The organism is Micromonospora noduli (genome assembly GCF_003264475.1).
In the GTDB taxonomy this organism is placed as follows: Bacteria; Actinomycetota; Actinomycetes; order Mycobacteriales; family Micromonosporaceae; genus Micromonospora; species Micromonospora noduli.
The window spans coordinates 88,988-101,511 of the sequence record NZ_PYAC01000017.1 but is presented as its reverse complement, the minus strand read 5'-3'; the positions used below and the strand labels follow the sequence as shown (position 1 = coordinate 101,511).

Annotated in this window: 8 protein-coding genes; 4 read left to right on the top strand and 4 right to left on the bottom strand. The window is 70.7% G+C overall.

The features are described 5' to 3' along the window. Position 1: 1 nt before the first annotated feature. The 3 genes from MED15_RS19245 (at position 2) to MED15_RS19235 (ending at position 5,687) form a co-directional block, all read left to right on the top strand. A complete protein-coding gene (locus tag MED15_RS19245; RefSeq protein ID WP_112736495.1) occupies positions 2–4,084 on the top strand; it encodes a tetratricopeptide repeat protein in 4,083 nt (1,360 codons plus the stop codon). A 65-nt stretch (positions 4,085–4,149) separates the two neighbouring features. Next, positions 4,150–4,830 carry a haloacid dehalogenase-like hydrolase gene (locus MED15_RS19240; protein ID WP_112602639.1) on the top strand — a complete coding sequence of 227 codons (681 nt, stop codon included), beginning with the start codon at positions 4,150–4,152 and terminating at the stop codon, positions 4,828–4,830. Then, positions 4,827–5,687 (top strand): oxygenase MpaB family protein, encoded by an 861-nt coding sequence (locus MED15_RS19235; protein WP_112736493.1) that lies wholly within the window; start codon positions 4,827–4,829, stop codon positions 5,685–5,687. Before MED15_RS19240 ends, MED15_RS19235 begins: the two co-directional genes overlap by 4 nt. Before the next feature lie 138 nt (positions 5,688–5,825). Here MED15_RS19235 and MED15_RS19230 read toward each other — a convergent pair whose 3' ends face one another. From MED15_RS19230 to MED15_RS19215, 4 genes are read right to left on the bottom strand one after another with little or no spacing between them, the layout of a single operon-like run. Next, entirely contained in the window at positions 5,826–8,150 is a 2,325-nt protein-coding gene (locus MED15_RS19230; protein WP_112736491.1) for a beta-xylosidase/alpha-l-arabinosidase, read from the bottom strand. Positions 8,151–8,188: 38 nt separating this feature from the next. Beyond that, on the bottom strand, positions 8,189–9,049 hold the full coding sequence (locus tag MED15_RS19225) for a carbohydrate ABC transporter permease (RefSeq protein ID WP_181518555.1): 861 nt from the start codon (positions 9,047–9,049) through the stop codon (positions 8,189–8,191). 2 nt (positions 9,050–9,051) lie between these two features. Beyond that, positions 9,052–10,050 (bottom strand): carbohydrate ABC transporter permease, encoded by a 999-nt coding sequence (locus tag MED15_RS19220; RefSeq protein WP_112584411.1) that lies wholly within the window; start codon positions 10,048–10,050, stop codon positions 9,052–9,054. Then, complete coding sequence (locus MED15_RS19215) at positions 10,047–11,231, bottom strand: extracellular solute-binding protein (RefSeq protein ID WP_225854944.1); 1,185 nt, start codon at positions 11,229–11,231, stop codon at positions 10,047–10,049. Before MED15_RS19215 ends, MED15_RS19220 begins: the two co-directional genes overlap by 4 nt. A gap of 262 nt (positions 11,232–11,493) precedes the next feature. On the opposite strand from MED15_RS19215, the gene MED15_RS19210 reads away from it, so the two are divergent. Beyond that, entirely contained in the window at positions 11,494–12,498 is a 1,005-nt protein-coding gene (locus MED15_RS19210; RefSeq protein ID WP_112584529.1) for a LacI family DNA-binding transcriptional regulator, read from the top strand. Positions 12,499–12,524: the final 26 nt, after the last annotated feature.

The window sequence follows — 12,524 nt, the reverse complement described above, 5'->3', positions numbered from 1 at the left end:
CGTGATCCGGTTGACAGTCAGCGCGACCGACGTGGTCCTGGCCGTCCGGGACGACCGGCGCCGACACCCGGTGGGCCCAGCCGATCAACGCACCGCCGACCTGCTCTGGCGGCTGCGCGGCGGCCCCTCGGTGGAGCTGTCGTACGAGGTCGGCGTCGCGCTCGGCCGCCGCTTCCTCGACGCACCCGGCGCGGCCCTGCGCGCCGAACTGGCCCGCCCCGGCCGGCACCGGCTCGGCATCGAGGTCGTCGGCCCGGCACTGGCCGACCTGCCCTGGGAGACCCTGGTGCTGCCCGGCGAGGAACTGCCGCTGGCGCTGCACCCCGACGTCGACGTCTGCCGGACCGGCTCCGACACACCGGCGCCCACGGTCCGGGTGGACGGCCCACTGCGGATGCTCGCGGCGATCGCGAGCCCGGACGACTCGACCCAGCCGCTGCTGGACCACGAGCGGGAACTCGGGCGGATCCTCGGCGCGGTGGAACCGGGGCATCGGCACGGGGTACGGGTACGCGTCCTGGAGTGGGGCAGTGCCGCGGCGATCCGGGCCGCCCTCACCGAGGAGCCGTTCCACGTCCTGCACGTCTCCAGTCACGCGCGCCCCGGCGCGCTGCTGCTGGAGACCCCCACCGGCACGGAGGACCGCGTGGACGCCGCGCGGTTCCTGGCCGAGGTGCTGCCGCCCGGCCGGACCGTGCCGTTGATCGTGCTGGCCGGCTGCTCCACCGCGCGTCAGGATCAACGGGAGCTGCCCGGGCTGGCCGGCGCGCTGCTGACCCACGGCGCGCCGGCGGTGTTGGCGATGAACGGGACGGTCAGCGACGGATACACCATCGAGTTCTGCGCTCGGCTCTACGAGCGGTTGGCCGCCCGCAGCGAGCCGGAGTTGTTGGCGGAGGTCTCCGCCGTACGCCGCGAGCTAGCCCCGACCGCCGCCGAGTGGTGGATACCGACGCTGTTCCTGGCCGATCCCGGGCTGCGGCTGGCCGGCGGACGGGGTGGCGCTGCCGTCGCCGCGCCGCCAGGCCAGTCGCTCGTCGGGGACGGCGTGGTGGGCGCACCCACGGACTTCGTGGGCCGCCGGGAGATCCTGCGCCGACTCTCCCGGGGAAGGCTTCGGGTGCTCGTCCACGGCATCGGCGGGATCGGCAAGACCAGTCTCGCCGCGGAACTCGCGCGGCGGTTCCGCGACGCGGGCGGCATCGTCGTGGCGACCCACGGCGACGCCACCGTCGACGGGATCCTCGACGAGCTGCGCCGCCAGGTGGAGAGCCGATGCGCCGGAGCGGCCCCGGACGACCCGCTGCGGCGATGGCTCGTCGCCCTCGCCGAGCCAGGCCAGGACTGGCGGCGACGGTTGGACGCGATCGGCACCGGCGACCCGGCGCTACTGCTCGTCCTCGACAACGCCGAGGACGCCCTGAACGCCGAGCACCGGTTGGCCGACACGGACCTGGCCGCGTTCCTCGCCGCCTGGGCGTCCCGCCACGAACTGGTCGTGACCAGCCGACACCCGTTCCCGGTCGCCGGCCTCGAAACCTGTCACCTCGGTCCGCTCTCCTGGCAGGAGACCCGCAAGCTGCTCTGGCGGCTGCCGGGCGTGGGCCAACTGCCGCCGGCCGAACAACAACGGATGTGGCACCGGCTGGGTGGCCACCCACGCGCGCTGGAATACCTCGACGGCCTGCTGCGCGGCGACAACGCCCGATCCGACGAGGTGGCCGGCCGACTGGTCGCGGCCGGCGGTGGCCGGGACGCCGGACCGGCAGCGGCCGGCACACCGCTGGCCGAGGCCGGCGCGCTGGCCGCCGAGGATGTGCTGCTGCCCCGGCTGCTCGCCCGCCTGGAGGCCGTCCCGGCGGCCCGGCGGTTGCTACTCGGTGCGGCGGTGTACCGCACCCCGGTGGACCGGGCCGGCCTCGCCTGGCAGCTCGCCGACCCGGCGGACGGCGACGACCCACCGCCGGAACCGGCGGGGTTGGACGAGTCGGTCGAGACACTGTCACAGCTGGGGTTGCTCGCCCCGGTGACCGGGGGCCACCTGGTGCACCGGTGGACGGCGGCGAGCCTGCTGCGGATCGCCGGCCGCGACGCGGTGGTCGAAGCGCACCGCCGGGCGGGCCGTTACTGGGGCTGGCGGACCCGGTCCAGCACCGACCAGCACGACTTCATCCGCCGGGCGGTCGAGGCGCGGTACCACCACCTGGCCGCGGGTGACACCGACGAGGTCGTCACCTACTCCGAGCTGGCCTGCCAGGAGTTGCACGCGGCCGGGCACTGGGCCTGGGAGGAGAAGATCTGGCGGGAGCTACTGCCGATGGCGCCCCCGGGCTCGGCGCGCGGGGCGAGCTTCCTGAAGGGACTCGGCGACGTGCACCTCAGCCGGGGCGAGTACCCGCAGGCCACGGCGCGCTACGAGGCGGCGCTGGCCGTCTACCGGGATCTCGGCGACGACAGCGGGGTCGGCAAGCTCCTGCACCAGTTGGGCCTGGTCGCCGACAACCGGGGTGACCGGGCGACCGCGGACCGGCTGTTCCAGGAGGCATTGGCGATCCTGAGCGGGCTCGACGACCGCGGGGCCGTCTCCCGGACCCTGCACCAGCTTGCCGGCATCGCCCGCGACAACGGTGACGCCGAGCTGGCCATGTCGCGTTACCTCCAGGAGCTGGCGATCGCCCGGGAACTCGACGACCTGGAGGGGATCGCGGCGAGCCACCACCAGATCGGTGTACTCGCCTTCGAGGCCCGGGACCTCGTAAAGGCGGAGCAGTGCATCCAGGTGGCGATCACCACCTACGGACGGTTGGGCGTCCGTGTCCAGCAGGGCAGCGGGCTGGTGATGCTCGGGCGGATCGCCCTCGCCCAGTTCGCGTACGAAACCGCCGAGGAGCGGGTCCGCGCCGCCCTGAAAATCTTCGAGGAGGTCGGCAGCAACGGTCACATCGCGGAGTGCTCGCTGCTGCTCGGTCACCTCTCCCGCGACCTCGACGACCTCGACTTCGCCGAGAGCTGCTTCGCCCGCGCCCGGACGATCGTCGCTGCCCTCGGCGAGGATCGGCTACTGCGCCGCTGCGACGAACTGCTCGGCGGCGTCCGCACCGTCCTCGGCCGGGCTGCCGAGGCGGTGCCGCACACCCTGAACGCGATCGGCGGGGACGACGAGCCGCCGCTCCAGGCGGCAGTGGAATGGCTGGCCGTGCAGCGCCTGGAACTGGGCGCGCAAGCCTTCTCCGCCCTGCTGGCCCGGCACCTCGACCCGCGGCAGGCGGCGCAGCGGGCCGAGTGGGTCCAGGCGTACCTGCGGTTCCGGTTCGACGTCTCGCACCCGACGCCGCTCGGCAGTGGGTACGTCCTGCTCGCCATCGCCGCAGCCCAGGCGGGTGAGTTCGGCACCGCCCGGATGTGCCTGCTGCGGGCGTTGCCGATCTGCGCCGCCGCCGGCTACCGGGCGGGAGTCGCCAAGTGCCACGAGGATCTCGGCGGGGCGGCCCTGGAGACCCGCCGGCTGGCCGAGGCCCGTTCCCGGTACGAGCAGGCGCTGGAGGTCTACCGCGTGCTGCGCCACGAAACCAACCAGGCCATCGTCCTGCACCAGCTCGGCCGGGTCTGCGAGGAGCAGGAGAACCTCGCCGGCGCGGATGGGTTCTACCGCCGCTCCATCGCGATCAAGAAGCGGCTCGGGAACCTGTCGGGCGTCTCCAACAGCACCTTCCACCTCGGCCGGGTGGCCGGCCTGCGCGGCGACCAGGCCCTGGCCGAACGGTGCTACCGGACCTGCCTGCGAATCGACCGCGAGCAGGGCAACTGGGAGGAGGTGGCGCTGGACCAGGTGGCGATCGGGCAGCTACGCGTCGAACAGGGCCACCCGGCGCAGGGCATCCCGCTGATCGTCGAGGCCCTGAGCATCGACCGGCAGATCGGGTCGACGAACGCGGCGCTCGACCTCAACGCGCTGCGCGAACTGCGGGCCCGGCTCGGCGACCAGGCGTTCACCGCCATCCTCACCGACGCCTTCGGTCCGGCCGGCGCCGTCGAGGTGCTCAACCTGATCGCGGTGCTACCGACCACGGCCGAGCCGACCTGACCCACCCGGCCACCCGTACACTCGGCTCATGGCGAACCGCCCGTGGCACCACTGTCGGTAGACCGATGAGTGCGTCGACCGCAGACACCGTGATCGTCGATTTCGACGGTGTACTGCTGCGCGGGGACGCTTTCGGGCTGTTCCTGCGACGCACTGCTTTCGCGGGTGCTCGGCTCCCGCTCGCCGCCGCCGCGCTCGTTTTCCTCGCGCCCATCGCCACCGTTCCCGCCTTCCGTCCGTGGGCGGCCCGGTGGGTGAGCCGAATCGGCCTGTTGGGCCGGAACGCGGAGGAGTTGCGGGCGGAGTTGGCACGCTTCGGCGCCGACCTCGGTGCGGAACCAGGCCGGATCATCGCGCCCGGTCTACGGATGATCCGCACCCACCTCGCCGCCGGCGACCGGGTCATCGTGGTGACCGCGTGCGAGCACACCCTGGCGCGCGCGGTGCTCGACGCGATCGGCCTCGCCGGGGTCGAGCTCGTGGCCTCGCGCATTCGCGGGCCGAGGCTGATCGTGCACAACCACGGGGCGACCAAGATGGCGCAGCTCGCCGGCCAGGGGGTGACGCCACCGTGGCGGGTGGCCTACAGCGACTCGCTGTCGGATCTGCCCATCCTCGGCGCCGCCGAGCAGCCCGTGCTGGTCAACGCGAACGCGCGTCAGGTCGCCCGGGCACGCCGGTTACTCGGCGCCCGGCTCACCACCGTCACCTGGTTGGGTGGCCAGGGCCCGGAGGTCCGCCGATGAGAGGCCGCTACGACAACCTGACCCGCACCCGTGCTCTCGACCCGGAACGCGACTACCTGGCCATCTACCAGACCATGCTGCGCTACGAGTTTCCGTGGGACATGAAGCTCGCGCTCAACCTCGCCTTCAACCGCTCGTTCTCCATCCCAGCGATCGCCACCGTGCACACCGCCACGGGCGAGCTGACCGAACGCACCCAGAAGCGGATCGACGACACCGGACTGCTGATGTACGAGATGGTGCTCAACGGCTTCGACCAGCCTCGGGCCCGCGAGGCGTTGCGGCGCGTCAACCAGATCCACCGCCCGTACGACATCAGCAACGACGACTTCCGCTACGTCCTCGGCTGCCTGGTCGTGATCCCCACCCGGTGGTTGCAGGAGTACGGCTGGCGCCCACCCTGCTGCCATGAACGTCACGCCACGTACCTGTTCTACCGGGAGCTCGGCCGACGAATGGGCATCACCGACATCCCCGGGTCCTACGACGAGTTCGAGACCTGGTTCGACGCGTACGACGCAGGTCACCTGCAACCCAACGACGACGCGGCGGCCATCGAACGCGCCACCCGCATGCTGATGCTCACCCGGATCCCCCGGATGCTCGCTCCACTGGGAAACGCGCTGGTCGGCGCCCTGTACGACGCGCCGCTGCGGCGCGCAACGCGGGTCGACACGCCGGCCTGGCCGGTCCGGGCGGGGTTGCACCTGGCCCTGCGGACGCGCTCACGGTTGCAGCGGTGGTTCGGGGCACCACGGACGACCGCTTTGTTCGCCGATGGGATCAAAACCAAGAGCTACCCCGACGGGTACGAGATCAGCCAGCTCGGCCCCCACCAGGACGGCGTGCGGGAGTAGCGCGTCCGGTTGTGCTGGCGTCGCTGGCTCGGACGCGCGCCGGCCCTGCGCTGCCCGTGCGAGATCATCGCGGAGAACCGGCGCGCGAGTGGGGCCGGTCCGCCGACTGTCCGCTGGGGACGGTTGGCGGACCGGCTCTCAGCGCACCTCGGTGGTGGTCCAGCGTGGGGAGGTGGTGGTGACCGGGACGGTGTCACCGACCAGCGTGGTCACCGCCTGGCCGTCCCGCCGCGCGCTGGTGCCGACCCACAGCTCGACGTCGCCGGGCTCCACCACGCGGATGAACGTGCGGTCGGAGAAGGCCAGACGGGTGGTGGGCACCGTCAGCTCGACCGTGACGGACTGGCCCGGTTCCAGATGGACTCGCCGGTAGCCGAGCAGCTGCGCCACCGGCCGGGTCACCGAGGCGACCACGTCGCGACCGTAGAGCTGGACCACGTCGTCGCCGGCGACCGCGCCGGTGTTCGTCACCCGCACGGTCACCCCTACCGCCCCGCTGGTGGGCGTCGTGGCGGGCACGGTGAGTTCGCTGTACGCGAATGTCGTGTAGGACAGGCCGTGGCCGAACGGCGCCACGGGCGTCGCCGGCAGGTTGGTCACCTCGTTGCCCGCACCGAGGGTGGGGTGCAGGTAGGAGTACGGCTGCGCGCCGGCCGACCGGGGCAGGCTGACCGGCAGCCGGCCCGACGGGTTGACCCGCCCGGAGAGCACCCCCGCGATCGCCCCGGCGCCCTCCTCGCCCGGGAAGAACGCCTGCACCACCGCCGCGCAGCGCGAGAGCGCCCAGTCGACCGCGTACGGCCGGCCGGTGACCAGCACGAGGACGACCGGTGTGCCGGTTTCCAACACCGCCTCGACCAGTTCGCGCTGGACGCCGGGCAACTCCAGGTCGTCCCGGTCGCAGCCTTCGCCGACTGTGCCACGTCCGAAGAGGCCGGCGTGGTCGCCGACGACCAGGACGGCCACGTCGGCGCCGGAGGCCGTGGCGACGGCTTCGTCGAAGCCGGATCGGTCGTCGTTGTCCACGTCGCAGCCGCGAGCCCAGGTGACGAGATCGCCGCCGAGCTCGGCCCGCACGGCGTCGAGCACTGTCGGCACCTCGATGCCGGTCTCCACCCCGGGGTGCTGGACGAGGACGTGGTTGAGGAACGAGTAGCACCCGAAGAGCGCGCTCTGCCGATCGGCGTTCGGGCCGATGAGGGCCACCCGTCGCCCGGCGGGCAGCGGCAGCGCGTCCCGGTTGGCGACCAGCACTATCGATTCCTCGGCGAGCCGGCGGGCGATCGACCGGTGCTCGGGTGAGTCGAGGTCGATCGCCTGGGGCGGCTCGTCGGTGAATGTCGCGTCGAGTAGCCCCAGGTCATGCTTTTGGCGCAGCACCCGCAGCACCGCGCGATCGATCAGCGCCTCGTCGAGCTTGCCCGCCCGCACCGATTCCCCCAGGGTCAGATAGGCGTCACCGGTCGGGAGTTCGACGTCGAGACCGGCGGTCAACGCCTGCCCGGCCGCGTCCGCGTGATCGCTCGCCACGTGGTGCAGCAGGTTCAGGAACGCGACCCCGTAATAGTCGGCCACCACAGTGCCGTCGAAGCCCCACTGGTCCCGCAGGATGCCGGTCAGCATCGTCGGGTCGGCGGCGACCGGCACCCCGTCGATCTCGGTGTACGAGTGCATGACGCTGCGGGCGTCCCCGTCGATGATCGCCATCTCGAACGGGAGGAGCAGCACGTCGGCCAGTTCCCGGCGGCCGACGTGCACCGGGGCGAAGTTGCGCCCGGCGCGCGAGGCGGAGTAGCCGGCGAAGTGCTTGAGGGTGGCGTGCACCCCCTGCGACTGCAGACCGCGCACGTACGAGGTGCCGATGGTGCCGACCAGGTACGGGTCTTCGGCGATGCACTCGTCGACCCGACCCCAGCGGGGGTCACGGATCACGTCGAGCACCGGAGAGAGCCCCTGGTGCACGCCCAGGGCCCGCATCGAGGCGCCGATCGCCGCGGCCATCTCGGTGACCAGTTCGGGGTCGAACGCGGCACCCCAGGCCAGCGGGGTGGGGAACGTGGCCGCCTTCCACGCGGACAGCCCGGTGAGGCACTCCTCGTGGACGATCGCCGGGATGCCGAGCCGGGTGCCGGTGACCAGGTCCCGCTGGAACTTCCACAACCAGGACGCGCGTTGCGCCGCGTCCAACGGGCGGGTGCCGTAGGCGCGGGTGAGGTGACCGAGCCCGTGCCGGGAGAAGTCTTCGAGCTTGAAGGCGTCGCCGAACTCCCCCTGCAACGGTGCGACCGCCTCGCCGTCCGACTTCTCCCAGAAGCCGACGAGCTGGGCGATCTTCTCCTCGATCGTCATCCGGCCGAGGAGATCGCGTACGCGGGCCTCGCCGTCATGCCCGTCCGGTCGTCCGTGCACCGGACCGGCCTGAGCCGGCACCGGCCCGCCCACCACCGCGTGGACCTCAGTCATGCTGTGCCTTCCTGTGGTTGTGCAAGTACCGCTGCCGCTCAGCCCTTGACCGCGCCCTGCAGGCCACCGACGATCTGCTTCTCCGCGAGCGTGAAGAAGAGCAGTGCCGGCAGCATCGCCAGCGAGGTGAAGGCGAGTACGCCTGCCGTGTCGGTGGTGTACTGGCTGGAGAAGTTCTGCACGCCCAGCGGCAGGGTGTGCAGGTTGACGTCGCTGAGGACGAGCAGCGGCAGCAGGAACGAGTTCCAGCTGGCCACGAACGCCAGGACGCCAACGGTGACGAGCGCGGGCCGCGACAGCGGCATCGCGACGCGCCAGAGGAAGCCGAGCCGACTGGCACCATCGATGGCGGCGGCGTCCTCCAACTCTCTCGGGATGGCCGAGAGGAAGGGACGCAGGATCACGATCGTCAGTGGCAGTGAGAAGGCGACCTGCGGCAGGATCACCGCGTAGTAGGAGTTGATCAGGTTCAGGTCACGCAGCATGAGGTAGAGCGGCAGGATCGCGGCGCCGGCCGGAAACAGCAGACCGAGGGTGAAGAAGGTGTAGAGCCCTTCCCGCCCGCGGAAGCGGTAGCGGGCGAGCACGAACGCGGCGGCCAGTCCGAGCACGACCACGGCCAGCGTGGTTCCCAGGGCGATGACCGCACTGTTGAACGCCTGTTGCCAGAAGTTGCTCTGGGTCAGCACCCTGGCGTAGTTGTCCCAGACGAACGGGTCGGGCAGGCCGGCCGGGTCCGCGACGATCTGCGGGGTGGTGCGGAAGCCGCCGATGACCACGTAGATGACCGGGGCGATCGACACCGCGGCGATCGCGAGGGCGAGCGCGTAGGTGAGCGGTGTGCCCCAGGAAACCTGACGGCGTCCGGTGGACGGGGGGAGAACCGAGTTCACGGCCATCGTCACTTCGCCCTTCCGGTGATGGCGCCCTCGATGTCGCGGCGAAGCAGGAACCGCTGGAACAGCAGCGCCGCCACGAAGGAGATGACGAACAGGATTACCGCCACAGCGTTGCCGTAGCCCCACAGCCGGGCGAAGAACCCGTTGTCCACCATGTATGTGGCCATGGTGGCCGATGCGCCGAGGGACCGCACCGCGGGCACCGAGGTCACCCAGATCATGTCGAAGATCTGCAGCGAGCCGATCATGGACAGGAACATCCAGATCCGGATCGTCGGGCCGAGCAGCGGGATCGTGACGTGCCGTTGGATCTGCCACCAGCTCGCGCCGTCGATGGCTGCCGCCTCGGTCAGCTCATCGGGCACATTGGACAACCCGGCGAGGAGCAGGATGATGGCGAAGCCGACGTATTTCCAGGTGAGGATGGCCAGCAGGGTCCAGATGACCACGTCCAGGTCCGCCAGCCAGGCCTGCACCAGGCCGCCCATGCCCAGCGACCGCATCAGCGCGTCGACAGTGCCGTCGCCGGTCAGCAGCAGCTTCCACATGATGCCGACGGTGACCTCGGCCAGCACGTACGGCACGAACACCAGCAGGCGGAACACCGCCCGCCCACGGAAGCGACGGTTGAGCAGCAGGGCGACGCCCAGGGCGATCGGGCCCTGGATCAGCAGCGACCCGAACACGATGATCGCGTTGTTGCGCAACGCGTCGAGGAAGATCGGGTCCTGGAAGGCGAGGGTGTAGTTCCGCAGACCGACGAACTCGGTGGGAGGGCCGACCCCGCGCCACCGGAACAGGCTGTAGTAGACCGCGAAGCCCATCGGCACCAGCACGAACATCACGTAGATCAGAACGGCCGGCGTGGTGAGCCCGATGATCTCGTACCACTTGCGGCGGTTGTCGGCTCGGCGGGCGGAGTCGCGCCCGGCCCTGTGGGGGCCCGCCGGCGACGCGGAAGCGCCGCCGGCGGGCATACGGATCTGGTTGGCGGAGGTCACTTGCTTGCGGCCGCCTTCATTGCCGAGACGACCTTCTCAGGCGTCCCGTTGCCGGCGAAGATGGCGACGATCGCGTCGTTCATCGCGTTGCCGACGGTGCTGCCGTAAGCCGTGTCCAGCCAGAGCTGCACGTAGCTCGCCCCGGAGGTGGCCTCCAGGATGGACTTCAACGCGGGGTCCTTCACGGCGTCCGCCGCGCCCTTGGCGACAGGCAGGCCGGTGCCGGTCTCGGCGTAGCCCTTCTGCACCTCGGGGCTCACGATGTACTTGAGGAACTCGACGCACTCCGCCGGAGCGTTCTTGGCGCAGGAGAACCCGTCGCCGCCGCCGAGAGCCGCCTTCGGGTCACCCGGGGAACCGGAGATCGCCGGCACCGGGAACCAGCCGAGGAACGACGCGAGCTTCGCCTTGTCCGTGGTGACGGTGTCCAGCGTGCCGCGGTTCCAGTCACCCATGAGCTCCATCGCGGCCTTGCCGTTGGCGAGCATGCCGTTGGCGCTGGTCGGGTCGTTCTGGCCCGGCGTGGCGATGAAGTTGGGCTGGAACGGCTTGGTGTCGATGAACGCCTTCAGGTCCTGGCCGGCCTTCACGAAGCACGGGTCGTCGAAGTTCTTCTCCGCGGAGGCCTTCTTGAGGGCGTCGACCGAGCAGGCGCGCAGCGCCATGTTGTACCACCAGTGCGCGGCCGGCCACTTGTCACCGGCACCCACGGCGATCGGAATGACGTTGATCGCCTTGAGCTTGGTGACCGCGGTGTTGAGCTCCTCGAAGGTGGTCGGCGGAGCCGCGATGCCCGCCTTGGCGAACATCTCCTTGTTGTACCAGACGCCCTCGATGCCCATCCGGAACGGCAGGCCGTACTGCTTGCCCTTGACCTGCCAGATCTCCGCGGCGCTGCCGATGTCGCCGACCTCGGTCTTGGTCTGGTCGGTGATCTCCTTGAGGTAGTCGGCCTCCACCTGCTCGCTCATCTCGCCGCCGCCCCAGGCCTGGAAGATGTCCGGCGGGTCGCTGCTCAGCAGCGCGGCAGGGAGCCGGGTGCGCTGGAGCTGGTTCGTCTCGATCGCCTCGATCTCGATCTTGACGGTGGGGTGGAGTGCGGAGAAGTCCTTGGCGACCTTCTCCCAGTAGGTCTTGCCGGGCCCGTCCTGTGAGGCGTTGTGCCACCAGCTCAGGGTCACCGGGTCCTTGTACAGCTCGCTCTGAGGGGCTGCCTCTTCGCCGCCGCCGGAACACCCGGCGAGGACGACAACACTTGTCATTAACAGTGCCAGAACGGCACTCGCACGCCGCTTCGTTGCCATCGATGTCTCCTCGACTAGTCAGTCGCGGTACTCGGCCTGCGGCGAAGTTTTACAGTCATGTAACTTGATGTCAATCGGTATCGATAACGTTTTCGAGTCGCTGGCGACGCGCCCGCAGCGGGGCCCTATCATCATCGACGTGGTGTTTCAGCAGCGCGTCAAGATGTCGGATGTGGCACGTACTGCCGGCGTCTCGGTCGCGACCGTGTCGAAGGTCGTCAACGGCCGCTACGGCGTGGCCCAGGCGACCGTGGAGCGCGTCCAGCAGGTCATCCACGAGCTCGGCTACGAGGCGAGCCTGGGGGCGCAGAGCCTGCGCAGCCACCGCACCAACGTGCTCGGCATCCTGGTCGCCGAGTTCGAGCCGTTCTCGACCGAGCTGCTCAAGGGGGCGTCGCAGGAGGTCGCCGGGAGCGGATACCAGCTGCTGGCCTACTCCAGCGGGGACGGCGAGGGCGCCGCCGTGGGGTGGGAGCGGCGCTCACTCGCCCGACTCTCCGGCACACTCATCGACGGGGCTGTGATCGTCACGCCGACCGTGGTCGAGACCGAGCACAGCTTCCACGTCGTGGCCGTCGACCCACACACCGGGCCGTCCGACCTGCCCACCGTCGATTCGGACAACTTCGCCGGCGCCGTGCTGGCGACCAACTACCTGCTGTCCCTCGGCCACACGCGGATCGGGCACATCAGTGGACGCACCGACCTGAAGTCTGCGCAGCTGCGCGAGGCCGGCTTCCGCAGTGCCATGGCCGAGGCCGGCGTGCCGGTGGACGAACGCCTCGTCCGCGTGGGCGGGTTCCGGATCGAGAGCGCCGCCGGCACGGCCGCGGAGCTGCTCGCCCTCACCGACCGGCCGAGCGCGATCTTCGCGGGTAACGACCTCTCCGCGATCTCCACGATGACCGTGGCCCGCGACATGGGCCTGTCGGTGCCCGACGACCTGTCGGTGATCGGGTTCGACAACGTACCGGAGTCGGCGCTTGTCAACCCGCCGCTGACGACCATCATGCAGCCGCTGCAACGGATGGGCGCCGAGGCGTTGCGCCTGCTGGTCGACCTGATCGCCGGCGTCGAACGCGACACCCACATCCGGCTCCCCACCGAGCTGGTCATCCGTTCCTCCTGCCGCCCGCTGCACTGACACCCGGGCCCGGCGGGGGGCCGGCG